This window comes from Gemmatimonadota bacterium (assembly GCA_041390105.1).
In the GTDB taxonomy this organism is placed as follows: domain Bacteria; phylum Gemmatimonadota; class Gemmatimonadetes; order Longimicrobiales; family Gaopeijiaceae; genus JAGQIF01.
Window position 1 is genome coordinate 803,013 of record JAWKQO010000003.1, and the last position, 21,094, is coordinate 824,106.

At 68.5% G+C, this 21,094-nt stretch carries 14 protein-coding genes; 4 read left to right on the top strand and 10 right to left on the bottom strand.

Features of this window, described 5'->3' with window-relative positions; all coding sequences use genetic code 11:
* Positions 1-54: 54 nt before the first annotated feature.
* The 3 genes from R3E10_16565 to R3E10_16575 all read left to right on the top strand — a co-directional run bounded on the left by R3E10_16565 (position 55) and on the right by R3E10_16575 (position 6,347).
* On the top strand, positions 55-2,613 hold the full coding sequence (locus R3E10_16565; protein ID MEZ4417369.1) for a penicillin acylase family protein: 2,559 nt from the start codon (positions 55-57) through the stop codon (positions 2,611-2,613).
* 207 nt (positions 2,614-2,820) lie between these two features.
* Positions 2,821-3,642 carry a DUF4097 family beta strand repeat-containing protein gene (locus tag R3E10_16570; protein ID MEZ4417370.1) on the top strand — a complete coding sequence of 274 codons (822 nt, stop codon included), beginning with the start codon at positions 2,821-2,823 and terminating at the stop codon, positions 3,640-3,642.
* A 113-nt stretch (positions 3,643-3,755) separates the two neighbouring features.
* Positions 3,756-6,347: a TonB-dependent receptor gene (locus R3E10_16575; protein ID MEZ4417371.1), complete on the top strand. Its 2,592-nt coding sequence runs from the start codon at positions 3,756-3,758 to the stop codon at positions 6,345-6,347.
* A gap of 278 nt (positions 6,348-6,625) precedes the next feature.
* Here R3E10_16575 and R3E10_16580 read toward each other — a convergent pair whose 3' ends face one another.
* From R3E10_16580 to R3E10_16625, 10 genes are all read right to left on the bottom strand, one after another.
* On the bottom strand, positions 6,626-8,875 hold the full coding sequence (locus tag R3E10_16580) for a TonB-dependent receptor (protein ID MEZ4417372.1): 2,250 nt from the start codon (positions 8,873-8,875) through the stop codon (positions 6,626-6,628).
* A gap of 108 nt (positions 8,876-8,983) precedes the next feature.
* Positions 8,984-9,352, bottom strand: coding sequence for a hypothetical protein (locus R3E10_16585; GenBank protein MEZ4417373.1), 369 nt, complete (start codon positions 9,350-9,352; stop codon positions 8,984-8,986).
* A 31-nt stretch (positions 9,353-9,383) separates the two neighbouring features.
* Positions 9,384-10,739 carry an amidohydrolase family protein gene (locus R3E10_16590; protein MEZ4417374.1) on the bottom strand — a complete coding sequence of 452 codons (1,356 nt, stop codon included), beginning with the start codon at positions 10,737-10,739 and terminating at the stop codon, positions 9,384-9,386.
* Between the two features lie 2 nt (positions 10,740-10,741).
* Entirely contained in the window at positions 10,742-13,741 is a 3,000-nt protein-coding gene (locus R3E10_16595) for an amidohydrolase family protein (protein ID MEZ4417375.1), read from the bottom strand.
* Between the two features lie 147 nt (positions 13,742-13,888).
* Positions 13,889-14,536 carry a bifunctional nicotinamidase/pyrazinamidase gene (gene pncA, locus R3E10_16600; GenBank protein ID MEZ4417376.1) on the bottom strand — a complete coding sequence of 216 codons (648 nt, stop codon included), beginning with the start codon at positions 14,534-14,536 and terminating at the stop codon, positions 13,889-13,891.
* Positions 14,533-15,519, bottom strand: a complete 987-nt coding sequence (locus R3E10_16605) for an FAD binding domain-containing protein (protein ID MEZ4417377.1) — start codon at positions 15,517-15,519, stop codon at positions 14,533-14,535. Before R3E10_16605 ends, pncA begins: the two co-directional genes overlap by 4 nt.
* A 97-nt stretch (positions 15,520-15,616) precedes the next feature.
* Positions 15,617-16,594, bottom strand: a complete 978-nt coding sequence (locus tag R3E10_16610) for a DUF1460 domain-containing protein (GenBank protein MEZ4417378.1) — start codon at positions 16,592-16,594, stop codon at positions 15,617-15,619.
* Positions 16,591-19,002 (bottom strand): xanthine dehydrogenase family protein molybdopterin-binding subunit, encoded by a 2,412-nt coding sequence (locus R3E10_16615; GenBank protein ID MEZ4417379.1) that lies wholly within the window; start codon positions 19,000-19,002, stop codon positions 16,591-16,593. The genes R3E10_16610 and R3E10_16615 overlap by 4 nt, the downstream gene beginning before the upstream one ends.
* Positions 18,999-19,526 carry a (2Fe-2S)-binding protein gene (locus R3E10_16620; GenBank protein MEZ4417380.1) on the bottom strand — a complete coding sequence of 176 codons (528 nt, stop codon included), beginning with the start codon at positions 19,524-19,526 and terminating at the stop codon, positions 18,999-19,001. The genes R3E10_16615 and R3E10_16620 overlap by 4 nt, the downstream gene beginning before the upstream one ends.
* A gap of 148 nt (positions 19,527-19,674) precedes the next feature.
* Positions 19,675-20,289 (bottom strand): M23 family metallopeptidase, encoded by a 615-nt coding sequence (locus tag R3E10_16625; protein MEZ4417381.1) that lies wholly within the window; start codon positions 20,287-20,289, stop codon positions 19,675-19,677.
* Positions 20,290-20,528: 239 nt separating this feature from the next.
* On the opposite strand from R3E10_16625, the gene R3E10_16630 reads away from it, so the two are divergent.
* The gene (locus R3E10_16630) at positions 20,529-20,948 is read left to right on the top strand and encodes a BrxA/BrxB family bacilliredoxin (protein MEZ4417382.1); all 420 of its coding nucleotides are present in this window, start codon (positions 20,529-20,531) and stop codon (positions 20,946-20,948) included.
* Positions 20,949-21,094: the final 146 nt, after the last annotated feature.

The window sequence follows — 21,094 nt, forward strand, 5'->3', positions numbered from 1 at the left end:
TCCGCTCCCCATGATGGTCCGCGACGATCCGCCCCGACCGCACGGAAGGAAGCCATGCGCCGTCCGCTCCTCATCCTCGTCGCAGTCCTCCTCGGCGGCACCGCCTTCGGTCCCCGCCCCTCGCCGCTCCAGGGGCAGGCCCCGGCCGTCTCCAGCGCTGCCGAGACCATTCGCGTGCCCGGGCTGGCCGCGCCCGTCGAGATCCTCAAGGACCGTTGGGGCATCAACCACATCTACGCGGAGAACCAGGCAGACCTGTTCTTCGCCCAGGGGTACGCGGCTGCCCGCGACCGCACGTTCCAGTTCGAGCTGTGGCGTCGGCAGGCCACGGGTACCGTCGCGGAGATCCTGGGTGCGGCGGAGGTGGACCGCGACCGCGGCACGCGCCTTTTCATGTTCCGCGGCAATCTCGAGCAGGAGCTCAGCCATTACCATCCGGACGGGGTCGAGATCGTCGAGTCCTATGTCCGAGGCGTGAACGCCTGGATCGAGGAAACGGAACGCGATCCCACGCTCCTGCCCGTCGAGTTCGAGCTGCTGGGCATTCGGCCGGGTCGCTGGACACCGGACGTGGTGATCTCACGGCACCAGGGGCTGCTGGGCAACATCGGCGCGGAGTTGGGCTACGGCCGCGCCGTGCACGCGGTAGGCGCCGATCGGGTGCGCTCGCTCGAGTATTTCCATCCGGCCGCGCCGGGCGATCCCGACCTCACGCTCGATCCCGTCATCGACGGCTCGCTGCTCTCGCAGGATATCCTGCGGCTGTACAACGCGTTTCGTCGGCCGGTGCAGTTCCGGCCCGAACACATCGTCGACCCCGCGATGCGAAACCGAGCCGATCGCGACGCCGAGGACGGCTACGAGCAGCTCGCCGCGGCCACGCGTGCGGAGATCGACCGTCTGAACACCGAAGCGCGCGCCGATATCGGCAGCAACAACTGGGTGGTTGACGGCACGCGCAGCCTCTCCGGCTTCCCGATGATGGCCAACGACCCGCACCGGGCGCAGGGAGCGCCGTCGCTGCGCTACTGGGCTCATCTGGTGGCACCCGGCTGGAACGTGATCGGGGGCGGGGAGCCGACCATTCCTGGCATCTCCATCGGGCACAACGAATACGGCGCCTGGGGCCTGACGGTGTTCAGCACCGACGGGGAAGACCTGTACGTCTACGAGACCAACCCGGCGGACCCCGACCAGTACCGCTATCAGGGCCGCTGGGAGGATATGCGGGTCGTCGTGGACACGATCCGCGTCAAAGGGGCCGCGCCGGTCGTGGTCGAGCTCAAATACACGAGGCACGGCCCGGTCGTGCACGAAGACGCGTCGAACCACGTCGCCTACGCCGTGCGCGCCGCCTGGATGGAGATCGGCGGCTCTCCCTACCTGGCCAGTTTGCGCATGGACCAGGCGCGCACCTGGGAGGAGTTCGTGGAGGCCTGCAACTACTCCAACATCCCGGGCGAAAACATGGTGTGGGCCGATCGGGCCGGCACCATCGGCTGGCAGGCCGTGGGGATCGCGCCGATCCGACGCAACTGGAGCGGCCTGGTCCCTGTCCCGGGCGACGGCCGCTACGAGTGGGACGGCTACCTGCCCATCAGGTCCAAGCCGCACGTGATCAACCCTGCCGTCGGCTACTTCGGCACTGCCAACTCCAACCTCACGGCGCTGGACTATCCGCACCGTCGTGAGGCCGTGGGCTGGGAGTGGGCCGACCCCTATCGATGGGCCCGCGTGAACGAGGTGTTGGACGGCGGGCGGAAGCTCGCGATCGCTGACATGATGCGGTTGCAGACCGACTACACATCGATTCCGGCACGTACGCTGGTTCCCCTGCTGCGGGACGTCTCGTCGGGCAACGCCACAGCCGAGGCCGCCCGCCGCATGCTGCTCAACTGGGGGTCGAGCAGCACACGCGATCCCGAGTCCACCGGTCCATTCGTGCTGGAGCCGACCTCGATCGAAGCGGGCATCTACGTCGCGTGGGAGCGCGCGCTGCGTGACGAGGTTCGCGACGCCATGGTGCGTCCGGGTGAGCGGGAGCACTTCGGATCGCTTTCCCTGAAACGGACCCTCGACTGGCTCACTGCCCCGCCGGGCGAGTTCGGAGCCATGGATCCACAGGTGACGGCGGGGCGCACCTCGATCGGTGACCCGCTCGCAGGGCGGGACGCGCTGCTGGTGAAGGCGCTGGAGGACGCGGTGGCGAGCCTCCGCCGACAGTTGGGCTCGGATATGAAAGGGTGGCGCTACGGCCAGGAGCGATACAAGCACGCGCTGATCCGCCATCCGCTTTCCGCAGCGGTCAATGCCGGTCTGCGGGCGCGCCTGGATGTCGGCCCGGCTCCCCGCGGGGGCGATGGGTCCACCGTGGGCGCCACCGGCGGGGGGGACAACCAGACGTCCGGAGCATCGTTCCGGATCATCGTGGACACCGAGCACTGGGACAACGCGGTCGGAACGAACACGCCGGGGCAGGCCGGCGACCCCGACGATCCGCACTATCGGGATCTGTTCCCGCTCTGGGCGGCGGACCGCTACTTCCCGGTGGTCTATTCCCGGGCCCGGGTCGAAGCCGCCACCGAGTCCCGCCAGCGCCTCACGCCGCGCTGAACCCCGGGGCGCTCCGGAGCCGCCCCACCCGGGTCCGCGGGGCCTGCCTGACACACCTGGGGGGTCGCGGCACGTATCCTTCAGGGAGGGGAGGCCTGACGAGGCCTCGGTGCCGGAAGTGCACGGCACCCGCTCCGGAGCGTCGGTTCGGCGAGCGCCGCTCGGACGGAGCGAGGGGAAGCGGAGCTCGCCGATCGAGTAGCACCCATGAAGAGTGCATCCCTGGCCCGCTCGGCGGCTCATCTCTCCCTGTTCGTCCTACTGGCCGCCGCCGTCTCATCCTGCGTGGTCATCGACATCTTCGATGACGATAACGAGGTCAACGACACCCGCTTCGAGGCCACTGCCTCGTTCCGGCACGTCATCGCTGCGGAGAACCGCTTCCGCCTGCGCCTCGACGGGATCAGCGGCGATATCGACGTGGCCGCGGACCCGGCGGCCACGGACGTGACCATCGAGGGCGACCGCACCGTGGGTTCGGAAAGCGTCGCGGATGCCGAGCGCCATCTCGACAACCTGGACGTGCGGGTGGAGACGTCGGCGACCGAGGTGCATGTGTCCACGATCCAGCCGGAGCACACGCTCGGGCGCAGCTACACCGTCGAGTACCGCATCACGGTGCCGTCCTCGTTCCGATCCACGATCACCAACGTGAATGGCAGCGTGGTGGTACGTGGGACCAGCGGACGCGTCGAGGTGACGCACGTCAACGGAGACGTCACGCTGCGCGACGTGGAAGCCGATGTCGACGTGAACCTGGTGAACGGCCTGATCGACGCCGAGGTGGATCCGCCGCTCGCTGGCCGGGTCGAGCTCACCAATGTCAACGGAAACGTGCTGCTGAGCGTCCCTGCCGCCATCTCGGCCGATGTGACGGCCTCCGTGACCAACGGATCGATCAGCGTCTCCAACCTCTCCATCCTGGACCCCATCAGCACCAGCCGCACGCTGCGGGGGACGCTGGGCGCGGGAGACGGCGTGATCGAGCTGGTCACGGTCAACGGGAACATCACGTTGCGAGGCCGTTGACCGGGGGGGATGGCTCCCGCGCGGGGGCCGGCCAGGCCTCGCGATGATCGCTTTCGCTCGGTTTTCGGGCGTAGAGGGTGTGTTGTCGCGTTCCCTCTGCACCCGAGCCGATCATGACTCGCTTCCCCGTATCTGCGCTCCTCCTCTGTTGTTTGCCCGCCCTCGCCCTGGTAGGAAGCGCGTGCGATTCGGGCGGTGACGACGGGATGGGACCGCCGCCGCCCTCGGCGACGGTGACCTTCACCACGCCCGCGCCCACCCTCTCGCAGGGGGACACCCTGACCGTGGTGGCCACCGCGAGCGATGGCAGCTCGGTCATCTACAGCTCCGCGGACAACGCCGTGGCCACGGTGACGGCGGCCGGTAAGGTGCTTGGTGTCGGGGCGGGGACCGCGACCATCACCGCCGCCGCCAGTGGGGCCACGGCCACGCTGGTCGTGACCGTGCAGGCGCTGACCCCGTCGCTCTCCATAGGAGCGATCACCAGGAATGGGCAGCCGGTCGACCCGAGCCAGCTCTCCGGAGCCGTCGTAGTCGAGGTGAGCTACGAGGTGGGCAACGCCTTCGACGGGGAAATCGTGTTGTTCCTCGACAGCCTCCCCGTGGGCCGGGCTCCCCTCAACGGCGGGGCCGGCCCAGCGCTCTCGGCGGCTGGGGACGCCCTGGGCGGCATGGCCGCTTTCCGCAACGTCACCCAGGGCGTTCAGGAGGTTCCGATCTCCATCAGCTCGCTCAACGTCGAGCAGCTGCAGGGCGGCGGGGTGAGCGTGACGGACCTGATCTCGAACGGGCCCGCCGTGCTGGGCGGGCAGCTGCAGGTCAACGGCGGCGTCGTCGGTACCCCCGCCTCGGGCACCGCCGTGGGGATCGCCAACCAGCCCGCGGCCTACGTCCACCTTCGCGGCCTCTCCACGCAGGGCACGAACGGCGAGACGGTGTTCGCGCCAACGGCCCTCGACGGCATCTACCTTCCGCGCGGCGACGGGCGCACTCTCCGGGCGCTGGACATCGACATCGAGAGCATCGAGGTCGTGCGCGGTCCCCAAGGGACCCTGAGATACGGCTCACAAGCCTCGGGGGGCGTGGTCAACGTGACCCTGGACTCTTCCAGATCCTGGACCCAGGGAGGGAACGCCGTCGGTGGGATCGCCAGTCAGAGGCGTATCACCGGTGTCACCGCGTTCTATACCGACAACACCTCTCAGTCCGTCCAACTCATCAACGGCCTCCCTGGCTTGCAAGCACCGTTGCAGGGCACCGATGCCTACTGGGACCTGGCCGGAGCCGAGCACATCGCCTACGGCACGCAGGTCCTACCCAGTCAGACCTTCTACGTCCGGTCCGGGATCGACTTCGAGGGCTACGCAGAGGCGAGTGGATTCGGTTGGACGGGCTCGAGTCCCACCATCCAGGATATCGGCTGGGAGTCCTCCCTTCAGTGCGACTGGCGAATGGGCCCGACGTTGTCCGCACTGGTGCCGGTCGCGAACAGCGACGCTCTCACGGAGGGACAGGCCCAGTTCGCCCGCATCGACTGCAGCGGTGCCCTGAACACCACGCAGATCGCCGTCGGCAATCGGTGGTACGGCGACTTCACGCCGCCCACCGGCCAGCTGCTGGTGGGTGCCAACTACCTGAAGGACCTGGACATCAATCCGACGGGCAAGTCACTCGCCTTCACGGGAACCGACAACCTCAGCGGATTCGACGACCTCTCGCTGAGCCTGGCGCTGCGCTACACCACCTCCAGCGGCACGTCCTTTCTCGCGGGCTCGGATGACGGACAGGGCGGGGCCAATCTGGATCACGTCTCGCTGACGACATCGGGCCGCTACGGTTCCCTGGGCTCCGACGCGGGGTACTACTCACTCGACTGGAGCTACGCCGACAAGGGCGGCACGCTCTCTCCGCGCTACTCCCTCAAGTACACGTGGGATCTCGACTTCCCTACCGCATCGATCGGTCAGACCCCGAGCAGCGGCACAGCCGGGCAGGAGCTCGAGTTCACCTGGAGCCTCTCCGACGCGTTCGACCTGCGCTCCTCCCGAGCCTGGCTGCGCTACGATGCTCAAACCGCCATCGGTTCGCTTCCTGAAGTGGTGGGTCAGCCGTACGACAACCAGTGGACGACCCAGGTATCCGGCTCCTGGAAGGCGCCCCTGATCGGCAGCTACCGAACCATGACCAACGGCGTGGGGCCGAGTGGCACCAGCTTGAGGCCGGAGGCCATCTACGCCGGCGGCTTCGACGCGGGAGGGAACTCCACCTACGCCTGGGAGGACGTCTCCGGCCGGTACACGACGGTCGGCATGGAGGTCTGGAAGATGAACGCCTACGACTGGTTGAGCCTCAACGTAGGGGCGTTCACCATCCAGGCCGAGAACGACACGCGCACTGTCGAAGTCGAGGCGCGCACGGCCGGCACTCCCATCGCCACGGTGGCGCAGCTCTACGCGCGCCAGCCCAGCGCACCGGGGGACATGCGCTGGGTCATGTTCCCGGTCTCCGACATGGTGCCCATCACCGTGCAGGACAACGGCGGCTGGTACCAGGAATTCGCGAATCCCGTGCTGGATACCGGCAAGTATCCGCTTGACGGGACCGTGGGTGCGCTCGAGCTGTTCGCCTTCCTGTTCGACAAGGACTACAACGTGCTGGGCAGCACTCCCAAGCAGTTCACGGTTGCGCCCGGCGGAGGGAACTGAGGGAGGGGAGTCGTTGCGGCCAGCACCCAGCCGCGGTAGGACCGACGAACGCGGACCCCTACCTCGACCCGCCACAAGCCGCTGTGGCCCGGTCCCCTCGGGGGCCGGCTGCAGTGAGGCCCGGGCGGCTTCGGACTCCGCACATGTACTCACGGAGTCCCTCCGAAACGAAGGTGCGTTTTCGCAGGGCGACGAGCTGTTCTGGAAGCTCTACGAGGAGCGGCGCGGACCCCTCACGCCCTGCGCGTGAGGAGTCCCGAGCGCGCTCCGGTCACTCCCTAGAACGACAGCCGGTACGCCAACCGAAGCTCCCGCCCCGGCATCGGTGCCACGTCCTTCAACAGCGACGTGTGGGGGCGCGCCTCCGCATCCGTCAGATTGCGCCCGGTCAGGGTTACGTCGTGGGCCACCGCGCCCTGGATGAACCGGTAGGATACGGACCCACCCGCGAGCGTGTAGCCTGCGGTCTCCGTCTCGAAGGACGCGACCCGATCCTGACGCAGAGCCCGGCGGACGTCCAGATCGGCCCGCAGGCGGCCGGCGTCGAACTCGACCCCACCCCGCAGCGACGGCGGGGGGATGCGGGGGAGAGGCTCCTCGGTGTCTCGTAGCGTGGCGCGCACGTAGTCAGCCCCGAAGCGCAGGGCCGCGTGACGCGCACCGACGTGGTAGACCTCCACGTTGCCGTCCACCTCGAAACCCAGATGGATGGCATCCGCCTGCGTGTAGCGGACCTCCTGCAGGCCGTCCTGCTCCTGGCCGGTGAAGCTCGCGTAGATGAAGTCGCTGAAGCGGTTCACATAGCCGGTGACGGATCCCTGAACGCGACCCACGGTGAGGCGCGCGGAGGCGTCCACGCTGAGCGCGCTCTCCGTGCCCAGGGTCGGGTCACCCACCTCGTAGGAGTCCGTGGCCAAGTGGGGCCCATTGGAGTAGAGCTCTTCCGGCGTGGGCAGCTTGATCGAACGCGACGTGGCCAGCGCCAGGGTCAGCCGCTCCCCGACGGGCACGTTCAGCCCCGCGGAGACGGAAAGACCCGAGTGCGACCGATCCGTATCGTTGGCTCGTTCGGTGGAGACCTGTCGCTCGAAGCGCGCCCCCAGCTGGATCCGAGCCGCTTCCAGGTCGAGCTCCTCGAAGGCGAACAGCCCCAACTGGGTGGTTTCCGAACGCGGAACGAACGCCTCCTCTCCCACAGCCTCGAAGTCCCGGCTGGAGAACTGAAGACCGAGGGCTCCTTTCGAGGGGCCGAACTCACGGTGATGGGCCTCCAGCCGGCCCTCCCACTGGTTGTTGAGGAAGCGGGTGCCCACGGCACCACCCTCCAACTCCGCGTGCTCATAGTCGGAGAGTCCGAAGCGCGCCCGCAGGTGTTCGATGGTGTGCGCGGTGCGGAGCGACCCTCCCATGTCCAGTCGCCGCTGGTTCAGATCGATCTGGACCGACCCCTCCTCCGCACTGGGCGTCGGCTCCGCTCCGGCGTCCTCGTGGTGGTGCCCCGGAACGCCGTAGCGGGAGTCGTAGCGTCCCACGGCGATCCCGAAGTATCCCTGCTCCCCGACCAGCGAGGCGCCGAGCGCACCGCTGGTGGTCTCGATCGCCGAGTTCTCCAGGATGCCGGACTCCTCCCCCGGATCGGGAGCGATCTCGGCGAAGCCAGGAATGGAGTAGTCGCCCGTGGTGCGGTGCTCACCGCGGATGTTGAACGCCAGCGGGCCCGTGTGCCCACCCGCTTCGCCCGAGAGGCTGCGCTCGTCCGCGACCGTGCCCCCCAGCGCCTGGACGTGTCCCCTCACGCGCGCACCGCCCACCTCGGTGGGGATACGCTCATCCACTACGTTGACGACGCCCCCGATCGCGGAGCTCCCGTAGAGCAGCGTGGCCGGTCCACGCACCACCTCGATCTGCGAGGCGGAACCAGGGTCGATGGAGACGGCATGGTCGGGGCTGGTGTTGGAGGCATCTCCGACGCCGACACCGCTCTCCAGGATGCGCACACGGTCCCCGCCCAACCCGCGGATCAGCGGTCGGCTGGCCCCGGGCCCGAAGTACGTGCTACTGACCCCGGGTTCGCCGGCCAGCGTCTCACCCAACGTGGGCTGAGCCTTTCGGGCCAGCTCCCGGCCTCCGAGCACACCGGCGGCCTGATACAACTCAGAGGTGCGCAGGGCCTCGGGACCGGCGGTGACCACCAGCGCTTCCATGTGATAGAGGGGATCGAGCGCGAGAACGACCTCCGTGGTGCCGCCTGCGGTCACCTGGACGCGTTGGAGCGAACCCGCTCCGACCACGCTTTCGGCCTCCACGAGGTAGGCGCCCACGGGGACGCGCTCGAAGATGAACCGGCCATCGGGACCGGCCTCCACTGCCCGACCGAGCGTGACGATGTGTACGTGCGCAGCAGGTGCCGGATCGCCGGCCGAGGTGACGACCTGCCCCCGAATCGTGCCGGTCTGGGCCGCGAGCGGCGAAAGGAGGCCGAGCAGAACGACGGTGCTCAGCGCAAGGATGTGTAGAAGCCTTCTCATGGCTCCCCCATGGCGGCGCCGACCGTGTGTGGGCACACGGCCCCGCACGTCGGCTTTGTGATCGATGGATGAGGTGGACCCGGACCGCGTGGGACCGGGATCAGGCGATCACGCCAAGGGGGGAGCGCGGGCGAGGTGGAGGGAGCGAACGTGGACGGCGTGCGGCAGCTCCTCTGCCACCGCAACGACCACGAAGGCGACGCTGGGGGAGGCCGGTGTGAGCGCGGCCGCGCCGGGAAGCTGCAAGCCCAAGGTGCGGCCGACCACGCACAGGAAGTGGTTGTGGGCCAGCGCACAGGCAGCCGCCCCCTGACCCTCCAGGTGGGTCTCGGGAACGAACGACGTATCGAGGCGCGCCTCGGCCAGCGAGCCGAACAACGCCAGGACGAGTTGAAGCGGCAGCAGGACGCGCGCCGCCCCTCGCCACCGGCCCAGCAGGCCGATGTGCTCCGCGAAGGGCGGCGCGCTCTGTGTCATCGGGACTCCGTGGTGACCGGAGGCATCCGGCTCAGCTGGCGATGCGCCTGAACTGCATCACCTTCACCATGTACTTCTCGAAGAAGAACTTCTGGATGTCCATCATATCGATCTCGCGGCCCTGGATGTAGGCCTGCTCGATGTTGCTGGTCATGTCCAGAGGCGTGCCCGTGGTGATCAAGAGCGTTGCCTGCTTACCGGGCTCCAGGGAGCCTACCCGATCGTCGATGCCCATGAACTGGGCGGCGTTGATGGTCACGGCCTTGAGCGCCTCTTCCTCAGGCAATCCGAAGGCCACGGCCACGCCCGCCTCCCACGGAAGCCGGTTGCTGTAGAGCGCACCGGACCCTCCGGAGATCGCGAACTTCACGCCCTTCTCGTAGAGGTGGGCAGGTGTGGCGTACGCATCGTCGTACCCTTCGTAGGCACGCTCCGGGGCCGCCATGGTCGACGTGAGGATCACGGGCACGTCTTCCGCCACCAGGCGGTCCGCCACGTGGATGGCATCACGCCCGCCCCGAATCACCACCCGCACGCCTTCGGACTTGGCCCAGGTGATGGCGTCGTTGATCTGCGCCGCGCCATCGGCCGCCACCACCACGGGGATGTCACCGTCCAACGCGGGGATCATGGCCGCGTAGCGCGAGTCGGTACGAACCTGCTGACCGGCGGCCACCGCGTCTCGGTAGGCGCGCGCCTCGGCGAAGAAGTCCTTGATCTGCTGGACCTGCTCCTCGTAGCTGGGCGGGTTCTCCTGGCGCGGTCCGCCGAAGCCACCGAAGCGCCGCCGCCGCGGGTGCGGATCAGGCCAGTTGACGTTCAGCGCCGCCGCGCGCTCCATCGACATCTCTTCCCAGGACCAGCCCTCCAGGCTCATCGCCGACGACATGCCGGAGATCAGCCCTCCGCCGGGTGTGGTCATCGCCACCAACACGCCGGCCGAACGCGTGGTGCCGATATGACGGCTCTCCGCATTGACGGCCACGTCTGCATGCACGTTCGGATTGAAGTCGCCCAGCTCGTTGACGTCGTTGGACACGTCCACCGCGCCGATCTCGCTGATGCCTACCGTGCTGTAGGCGTCGATCAGGCCCGGGTAGATGTGCTTGCCCGACACGTCCACCACCCGAGTGCCGGCCGGGAGCTGCACGTCGGTGCCGATCGCCGAGATCAGTCCGTTCTCGAACAGGATGGTCCCGTTCTCGATCACGCCGTTGGTCACGGTGTGGATGGTGGCGCCCTGCAGTGCCACCGGCTCGGACTGGGGCGGCACCGTCATCCGCACCTGGGCCGCCGCCGACCGGGGCGCCACGGCCAGCGTGAGCGCGGCCACCGCGCACATCCCCATCCGCACCTTCCTCATGAAGCCTCGCTTGGTCGTGGTCATGGTCAGTTCCTCCCCCGCCGCGCCGGCGCATTGCCGTTCCCGCCGCCGCTGCTCTGCACCGCGAGGATCGCCTGGATGAGCTGCCGTCGCTCGCGCTCGATCTGCTCGCGCATGGCTTTGTCTTCGTCCAGCGAGAAATACCGCCGTCCGTCCACCCAGGTCTGTTCGGCGCGCGTGAACTGCGACAGCGGATCGCCGTTCCAGATCACGAAGTCGGCGTCCTTACCCGGCTCCAGCGAGCCCACGCGGTCGTCGATGGCCACCGCCTTGGCAGACTGATTGGTCACGGTGGACAGAGCCTGCTCCTCGGTGAGCCCGGTGCGCAGCAACTTACCTGCTTCCCAGTTCATGCGACTGGAGATCTCGGAGTCGTCCGAGTGCAGCGAGGTCACCACACCCGCTTCCATCAGGATGCGCGCGTTGTACACCGTCGCGTCGTAGGCCTCCAGCTTGAAGGAACCCCAGTCGCTCCACACCACCGCCGCCACGCCGGCCTTGGCCAGCTCCGGCGCGATCTTGTACGCCTCCACGCCGTGCTGGATGGCCTGGACACGGAAGCCGAATTCCTCCGCCAACCGGATCAGGGCCAGGAACTCGTCGGCGCGGTATCCATGCGAAGAGATCAGGAGCTTCTGGTTCAGGATGTCCAGGATCGCCTCCATGCGTAGATCGCGGCGCGGTGGCAGTCCTTGGTGCGTCTCCTCCCAGCGCTTCCATTCGCGCTCGTAGTCACGTGCGGCCATGAAGTGATCGCGGATGATCTCCTGCACTCCCATGCGAGTGTCCGGGTAGCGCCCCTGACGCCGCTTGGGGTTTTCGCCCAACGCGAACTTCACCGTGCGCGGGGCGTTCTCCAGTTTCAGATCCTCGGGCAACGCTCCCCAGCGCATCTTCACGAACACGTTCTCCCCACCGATGGGGTTGGCGGAGCCGTGCTTCACGTGCGCCGTGGTGAGACCGCCGGCCAGCTGCCGGTACATCCAGATGTTGTTGTGGGTGACCACGTCGCCCATCCGCACCTCGGGCACGATCGCGAAGCCGCTCTCGTTGACGTCACTCACGCCGGAGTGCAGGTGCGGATCGATCAGGCCGGGCGTGACCTGCTTGCCGGTGCCGTCGATCTCGAACGCGCCGCGCGGCGCGTTCAGATCCACGCCCACCTCGGCCACCTTGCCTGCGCGGACAAGCAGGTCGGCGTTCTCCAGCCGCCCCTGCGGACCTTGCGTCCAGATGGTGGCGTTGCGCACCACCACCGCAGCGGGCTGCTCCGGAATCGCGCTCCGCCCGAACTCCATCATCGGGCGAATGAAGGGCAGGTCGATCTGGGGCACGTTCATGGCCACGGTACCGCGGGCCGCGCCTTCGAAGGCTGCGGTGCGCGTGCCGCGGAAGGACGGGTCGGCGCCGTTGGGCAGGGAGGTCCAACCGTAGAACTCCTCACCCTGGACCGACCCGGCGAGCAGAGCGGTGCCCTCGTAGCCGAGGTCCTCCGCATCGAAGCGCACCTCGAGGCGTCCGGTCTCCGCAACCACCGTGGCCGAGGCGAGATCGATGCTGGCGCCTTCGCCCCCACCCGTCGCGATGTCGATGCTGCCCCGCAGCCGGTTGAGGGGGCCCTCCAGCCGGAGCTCGGCCTCGAAGCCCCATTCGTCGTCCGACGCGATCCGCCAGGTGCCGCGCGGATCGATCTGGGCCGGGCGGGTCACTCCGTACACGCGGCCCTGCACCCACACGTCGCGGACCGTGGCCTCCTCACGGAAGAGGTCACCCTCGCTCACCACCAGGTTGGCCACCTTGCCCTGGGCGATGGTGCCGAGCGTGCGGTCCACACCCAGCCACTGGGCGGGCGTGGTGGTCAGCGCCGCCAGCGCAGCGTCCGGAGAGAGCCCGCGCGCGACTGCGATGCGCAGGTTGGGCAGGAACTGGCTGAGTGAGGAGAGCCCGTCGCTGGTGATGGCGAAGCGCACGCCGGCCGCGGCCAACTGCGCCGGACTGGTCGGTGCCAGGTACCAGTGCCGCAGATCCTGGAGGCTGGCGTTGAGGGCGGCCTCGGGGTCGTCCACGTCCGGTGCGTCCGGGAAGTCCAACGGGATGATCAACGGTTCGGTGCGTCCGCGCAGGACGTCGATGATGCGATACTCCTGCCCGCTCCCCCGGTACCAGGCGTTCAGGTGGAAGTCGGCGGCGAGCTTCTGCGCCCGCAGGTACTCCTCTTCGCTCGTGGTCTCGAAGACCACCGACTGCTGGCCTTGCACCACGTCCCGCAGCGCGGCCAGCGCCTCGCTGGTCTCGGGGGGCAGGAACGCACGACCGCTCTGCTCGTAGGCGTCCCAGGCGCGGATGTACCAGTCCGCGTCCATGAACGTCTGCTTCATCAGGGCGATCACGCCCATGGACGAGTTGGGATAGGACCCGCCGAATGGCGATCCACCCAGCGCAAAGGAGCGCTGGAAGCCGATGGCCTGGATCAGGTCCGGCCGCAGCACCCGGTCGCGGACGCCGGCATCGCCCAGGTTCACCACGGAGGCGGTGCCCCGGAAGATGCCCTGCGTCGGTACCGCCAGGGCGGTGCCGAACCCTTGCGAGCGCAGCGCCGCACGACGCGCATCGTCGTCCTTGAGGCTGCGCGTGGTGCTGAACCAAGCGCGCACCTGCGGATTCCAGTGCGTGGGTCCGACATCGCCCGCCTCGTCCATCCCGAGATCCGCATGCGCGTCGATGAAGCCGGGATAGACGGTCAGACCGCTGAGGTCCCACACGCGCGCGCCCGCAGGTGCCTGCAGGTTGCGACCGACCTGTTGGATGAGACCGTCGCGGATGACGATGGTGGCGTTGTCCAGCACCTGCCCGGGCGCGGTGACGACACGTGCACCTACCAGGGCATGGAAGCCGGTCCCGTTGTCCCGCATGCCCTCGATGGGCTGGGTCCGGGTGGCTTGTTGGGCGCCAAGCCCGTTCGTGAACAGGAGGGCGAGGCCCAATGCAGAGAGGAGTGCTCTCACGAGGTCTCCAATTGGATCGAAAGAAGTCGGAGCACCCGCCGGTGCGGCCCGCCGGCTGGGGTGCGGCGGAAAGGGCGGGAGATGATGTCTATGCTACACTAGGCACTCGGTCAAACCGGGCGGCCGGGGGGCGCCGGGGAGCGCCCCTCAGGCTGAGGCCAGACGCTCCAGCGCGCCGGGGTCCACTACCCCCACCCCCGCCTCCCCCATCTCCCGGATCGCCCGCTCCCCATCCCCCGCCGCCAGGTCCACCGCCCGGCACCCCTCCGGAATGAGGCGCACCGCGAACCCCAGCTCCACCCCGTCCAATGCGGTGGCCCGCACGCAGTAGTCGGTGGCCAGCCCCATCACGTAGAGCGTCTTCACCCCCCGGTCCCGGAGGTAGCCCGCCAGACCGGTGCGCTTCCGCCGGGCGTTGTCGAAGAACCCGGAGTAGGAGTCGATGGCCGGGTCGGTCCCCTTCCTGAAGACGGCCTCCACGGGTCGGGTGTCCAGATCGGCGTTGAAGGCCGCGCCCGAGGTGCCCTGGACGCAGTGGTCCGGCCAGAGCACCTGGGGCAGCCCGTCCAGCTCGATGACGTCCCCGACGCTTCTGCCGGGATGCTGGGAAGCGAAGCTCCGATGGTGGGCCGGGTGCCAGTCCTGGGTGGCCACTACCAGGGGGAAACGGGCCGCCAGTCGATTGGCCACCGCCACCACCTCGTCTCCGCTCTGGACCGCCAAGGCCCCACCCGGGCAGAAGTCCATCTGGATGTCGACCAGGATCAGTGCTGAGTTATCGATCGGTGACGTCACTGTTCGGTGACCAGTTGCTGTAACGCGCGCCGCACCTGGACCGGCACCATGGCGCGGCGCCAGTCGGGATCGACGATGATGTTCTCGAGCGGGTGGCACTGCGCATGGGCGCGCTCGGCCAGCTCCTCGATCAACCCCGGAGAGAGGGCCTCGCCGCGTGCGCGGTCGCTCCAGCCGCTCAGGGTCCGGGGTCGGCTACCCAGGGCGGTCACCACACCCTCCAGCGTCTCGACGGCCCCAGCGCCGTCGAAGGTGGCCGCCACCGCCACGGTGAGGAGAGGAAAGTCGATCGCGTTCCGCTGCCGCAGCTTGGCGTAGGCGCCCCGTCGCGACTCCAGGATTGGAATGAAGATTCGGGTCAGGATCTCGGCCGGCCCCCGGCGCGTATTCGCGATGCCATCCGCCACGAAGAAGTCGGAGACAGGAAGACGCCGCGTGCCTTCCGGTCCAACCAGCTCGAGCTCGGCGCCCAGGGTCATCAGCACCGGGGGCGTATCCGCCGAGTGAGCCGCCACACACTTCTTCCCGACCTTGGTGACGTGGCAGACGTCCCCGTCCTTCTTCAGGCAGAACCCCAGCGCCTCCCGCCAGAACTGGGTCTGGTTGTAATAGGTGCACCGGGTATCCAGGCAGACGTTCCCTCCGACGGTCCCGACGTTCCTGAGTTGCGGACCGGCGACGTGACGGGCGGCCGCGGCCAGCGAAGGCGCATGCCGCCGCACCTCCGGGCTACGCGCCACCGCGGAGAGGGTCTCGCCGGCGCCCACGACCAGCTCGCGGTTTTCCACACGAATTCCACGGAGCTCGTGGATTCCCCGCAGGCTCACGAGATGCGCGGGTGTGAACAACCGATGCTTGAGGTTCGGAACCAGATCGGTTCCACCGGCGATGGCCATCGCCGCACCGCCGTGTGCGGCCAGCAGGTCCACCGCTTCGGCCACCGCAGCCGGCCTGTGATAGGCATACGGGGCTAGGCGCAGCATCGGTCGCTTGTCAGTAACACGTTTAACGCCATGAGGTTGCGCTGCACATTCGTTTCGAACCGAAATATGGGTTCATGTTCGCTGCCCCCGGCACTCGTCATCCGACCTCCAGCGGCCGGACCACCATGATCCCGTCCTGGCTCCGGATCCCACGGATGCGCTCGGCCAGCGGGAGCTCGGAGATCTCCACAGACTTTCCCACAAGGGGGGCATGCATCAGGTGAAGTTCTCCACCGACCCAGAGCGCGATTCCGGTGTGGGCAACATCGAGCCCATCCAGCGTGCTGGTGGCCGCGATGATGTCCCCGTCCTGGATGCGGTCGGCGATCTCCGCGATCCGCGCTTTCGGAATCCAGATTCTACTCGGGAGCTCCGGTTCGATCCTCGCGATCGCCTCCCGGACGGCGGGGTCGGCCATCTGACGATACGCATCCGGATGGCTGCTCATGAACCGGATGGGCTCCCGATCCTCGACGCCTCCCAGCTCGGCCGACACCTGGCGCACATGCCCGCGCTTCTCGTTGTCCAGAATCCACTCCGAGAAGTAGTGCAGGCGGCTCGCGTAACCGTTCGGTGACCCAGAGCGGTAGCGCAGGCCCGTCAGCTCCCGGATGAACCGCTGCTTGAGCGCGGCGGGATCGGTGACGGACCGGGGGGTGGACCCCAGCACCCTGGCCAGAGCCAGGCTGGACTCCACGAAGGTCACGCAGTCGAACTCGCGCAGGTTCACCACCAACGCCTCGGGCTCGGCCACCTCCAGCGTCCCTGGCGTGTAGGGGTCCCCGACGAACGTGCGTCCGAGGGCCGCCACCCGCTCGCCGATCGGCAGGGTGTCGACGCCCTGCTCCCGAGCCCAGCGGATGCGCTCCTCCAGGATCCGCCAGTCATCAGGCGTTTCAGTCCCCGAAAGGGGGATGGGGGCAGCCTGTTGGTCGCCCGTCCCAGGGGGCGCCTGCTGGGCGGCCCTTCCCCCGGTCTCCGCGGCGTCAGCCTGAACCGCCCCCGCCTCTCCGGGCTCGGCACACCCCCCCACCGCCAGGACCAGCAGCGTCAGCCAGGCCGCGCGCGCCCTCATCGCGCGGCCACCGTCCGGTCCGGAGCCACCGGCTTTGCCAAGGTCCCCGCCTCCCGCGCCCGCTGGATCTGCCGCCACACGTTGGGCGGCGAGAAGGGCAGCCGGTCCATGCGGACACCGATGGCATCGTGGATGGCGTTGGCGATGGCGGGAATGGAGGGATGCAGGGGCCCTTCGCCCGCTTCCTTGGCCCCGTAGGGCCCCTCCGGATCGTGGGACTCGATGATCAGGGATTCGAGCGCCGGCGTGTCCAGGCTGGTGGGGATCCGGTAGTCCAGCAGCGACGGCGCGTTGTGGAGGCCGGCCCGTCCATGGTCGGCGTCCTTGAAGATCTGCTCCTCCATCAGAGCCTCCGCGCAGCCCATGTAGGCCGAGCCCTCCATCTGGCCGGCCACCAGCACAGGGTTGAGCGCCTTCCCGCAGTCGTGGGCCACCCAGATCTTGTCCACCCGCACCACCCCGGTCTCCACGTCTACCTCCACCTCCGCCACGTGGGCTGTGAAGGAGTAGGCGGGCGAAGCCCCGATGGTGCCGCCCCGGTAGCTGCCGTGCACGTCCTTGGGGGTGTTGTAGGAGCCGGTAGCGCCCAAGGTGCCGAAGCGCGCCTCGGCCAGGTTGAACGCCTCGCGGATGGGGAGACTCCGGTCGGAGCTCGAGAGCTGGACGGCCTTCCCTGCCACCAAGCGCACGTCGCCGGGCTCGCAGTCCCACTCCGCGGCCACCGCCGAGCGGACCTGTTCCGCGAGCTTTCGGGACGCGTCGATGGCCGCGTTCCCCAGCATGAAGGTGACGCGGGAGGAGTACGCGCCCAGGTCCACCGGCACGAAGTCGGTGTCGCCCCGGAAGACGCGCACGTGGTCCAGCGGCACCCCGAGCTCCTCGGCCGCGATGTAGGCCACCACCGAGTCACAGCCTTGCCCGATCTCCGAGCCGCCGCTGAACACCGAGACCCGGCCTGAGCGGTCGATCTGGATCTGCACCCCGGACTGGGGCATGTCGTTGGGGTAGATCGGGTAGTTGGTCCCGGAGATGTAGGTGGAGCCCGCCACCCCCAGGCCCCGTCCGAACGGGAGGCGGCGCCAGCGCTCCTTCCAGCCACTGGCAGCCTCCACCGCCTCCAGACACTCCAGGAAGCCGTTGGACGTCACCCTGAGCTCGTTGACCGTGCGGGTGTTCTCGCCGATGAAGTTGAGGCGCCGGAGCTCGATGGGGTCCAAGCCCGCCTTCTCGGCCAGCTTGTCCAGCTGCACCTCGAAGGCGAAGCGGGGTTGCACGGAGCCGTGCCCGCGCTTGGGCCCGCAGGCCGGCTTGTTGGTGTAGACCCGCGTGGAGTCGAAACGATAGGCGGGCAGGTCGTAGGGGGCACAGAGCAACTGCCCCGAATAGTAGGTGGTCACCAGCCCGAAAGACGCGTAGGCCCCGCCGTCCAGGGTGATCTTGGCGTCCACCGACGTGATCTTACCCGCCGCCGTCAGCCCCGTGCGGTAGTGCATGTGGAAGGGGTGGCGTCCCCGGTGGGCGTAGAAGACCTCTTCCCGCGTGTAGAGGATCTTGACCGGCCGTCCCGATTTCATGGACAGCTTGGCCACGCAGAACTCGAGGTCGAACGGCTCCGATTTCCCTCCGAAGGCACCACCCACCAGCGGCTGGACCACCCGCACCTTGGCCGGATCCACCTCCAGCACCCGGGCCAGCTCGCGCTGCAGATAGTGGGGCACCTGGGTGGACGACCACACCGTGAGCTTCCCGTCCGGCTCCCATTGCCCCAGCGCGCAGTGGGGCTCGATGGCCGCGTGCGTGGTGCCCTCGAAGAAGTACTCGCCATCGACGACGTGGTCGGCGGCTTCCATGCCCGCCTCCACCTCACCGAAGGCCAGCCGCACCACCTTGGTGACGTTGCCGTTCCGGCCCGGCTTCGAGGGCTCGTGGATGTAGTCGCCGGTGGCGGCCAGGGCATCCTCAGGAGACAGATACGCCGGAAGCGGTCGGTACTCCACCTCGATCAGGTCCAGGGCCTGAAGCGCGGTGTCCTCGTCCACCGCCGCCACCGCCGCCACGCCGTCGCCGATGAAGCGGACGCGGTCCAGGCAGAGCGGATACTCGTCCGGCGTCCAGGGGATGATGCCGTAGGTGACCGGCATGTCCCGTCCGGTCACCACCGCCTCGACTCCCTGCAGGGCCTCTGCCCGGGAGGTGTCGATGGACGCGATCTCGGCGTGGGGGTGGGGCGAGCGCAGGATCTTGCCGTGCAGCATGCCGGGCAGCGTGAGGTCGTCCGTGTAGACCGCCCGCCCGGTGGACTTCTGCAGCCCCTCGATCTTGCGCTGGGGCTTTCCAACGATGTGTAAGTCGGACTTGGATTTACGCCGATTCTGCGGCGTCCCGTAGGCGGGCGTCTCTTCGCTCATCTCTCCCCCCGGACCCGAGCCCCGAAACGAGCGGCCAGATCGGCAGAAGCCTCCAGACGGGCCCCCGCCCGCTCGACAGCGTCGTAGATCTTCGCGTAGCCCGTGCAGCGGCACAGGTTCCCGGAGAGTGCTTCCTGGATGGCGGCTCGGGTGGGCGCCGGTTGCTCCGCCAGCAGCGCTGCGGCCGAGCACAGGATCCCGGGCGTGCAGAATCCGCACTGGGCGGCGCCGTTCAGATCGAATTCGTCCTGAAGGGGGTGGGGCTCGGCCCCATCGGCCAACCCTTCCACGGTCACCACGCGGTGCCCCGCGGCCTCGAGCACCGGTGTCAGGCAGGAGAGCACCGGCACCCCGTCCAGCAGCACCGTGCAGGCGCCGCAGTCGCCCTTGTCGCAGCCCTGTTTGGAGCCGGTCAGGCCCAGGACGTAGCGCAGCGCCTCGAGGAGGGTGAAGTGAGCGGGCACCCCCACCTCCTGGCCCTGTCCATTGACGCTGAGGCGGACGATGTCGGTAGCGGCAGGCACGGCTCGAACGCTTCCCCGGACAGGAGACGACTGGGCCCCGGGCCGGGCGTGGAGCCGGCAGGGGTGCTCCGAGCGTTGAAGTTCAGAGTCAGGACCAGGGGCGTCAACGAGGCGGTCTCCCGCCAGGCCAAGGCGCCCCGCGAGCGCCTCAGTAGGCCTTGGCCTCGTAGACGGTCCCACCGGCCGGTCCGCGCGGGTTCGCCTCGGTGTTCCGGAAGTTCACCGGCATCGACTCATAGGGCCAAGCGAAGTCGCCGCGGGCCACTACGAAGTGCAGGTGGGGATAGCCGGCCAGCCCGGTGGCTCCGCTGTACCCGATCGCATCCCCGAGCTGCACGGAATCCCCGACCTCGACCAGGGCCCCCGACTCGGTCAGGTGCATGTACTCGCCAAAGCTCCCATCCCCGTGGTCCACGACCACGAGGTTGTTGGGGAACGAGTAGTCCTGGCCACCCTCCTCCACGTAGGCCACCACCCCAGGGCGAGAGACCGTGACCAGGGACCCGATCGGCATGTCGAAGTCGACCGCGAACGCGTCGGGTAGCCCCTGGGAATGATACGAGCCTCCGCAGTTGGTGAGCCCCGTCCGGTAGGCCATCCCCACGGGGTAGGGCAAGACGTAGGCGGAGGTCCCCCAATCGGGATAGGACGCACCCGGGCAGCCGTCGCCATCGGCGCCCGGCCCGGAGGGACCGGGTAGGCAGGCCACTGCAGTCGCGGCCCCGAACAGGCTGACCGTTGGAAGCCCCGCAAAGCGTCGCACGGCCGGTTCCTTTCCAGGGAGCGAGTGTCCCGGCCAGCCGTCGTTCCGACCGAGATCTCGGTCCGATACGCCGTCGCCCTCCCCCCGCTTACGCGCCCCCGGGAGCCCTCGGCACCGCAACCCCCCAGGTTCCGGCCCCGGTGTTGCTATATTGTCTGACTCTCCCCTTACATAGCCCTCGGAGGCCACGGCCCCGAGCAACCGTACTCGCGATCGACTCGTTCCTGAGGAGTGTGAGAATGCCCTATCCCGAGATGATGGTCGCCCCGATGCGCCAGGATCTCGTTCGCTTCGGATTCCAGGAGCTGCGCACGCCGGACGAGGTGGATGCCCTCCTCGCCGGTGAGAAACGCACCCTGCTCCTGGTCGTCAACTCGGTGTGCGGGTGCGCGGCCGGCTCCATGCGCCCCGCGGTGGTCATGTCGCTCGAGGAGGGCTCCAAGCCCGAGGTCCTGACCACCGTCTTCGCGGGTCAGGACCTGGACGCCACCGATCGGGCCCGGGAATACATCACGGGGTACCCGCCGTCCTCACCGTCCGTGGCCCTGTTCAAGGATGGCGAGCTGGTCTACATGATGGAGCGTCATTCGATCGAGGGGCGCAGCCCCTACCAGATCGCCGATGATCTCAGGGCTGCCTTCGCGGAGCATTGCGAGTAAGACGCTCCGCACCGACTCGCTCGCGCACTCCATGAGTGCGAACCGGCGCCCGGCCTCCGTTCTCCGAGGTCGGGCGCCTCGCCGTTCGGGGGGCGACCCTCCGAGGAGACCACGACCCTCACCCTGTGCGACGACTCCGGCCGGCG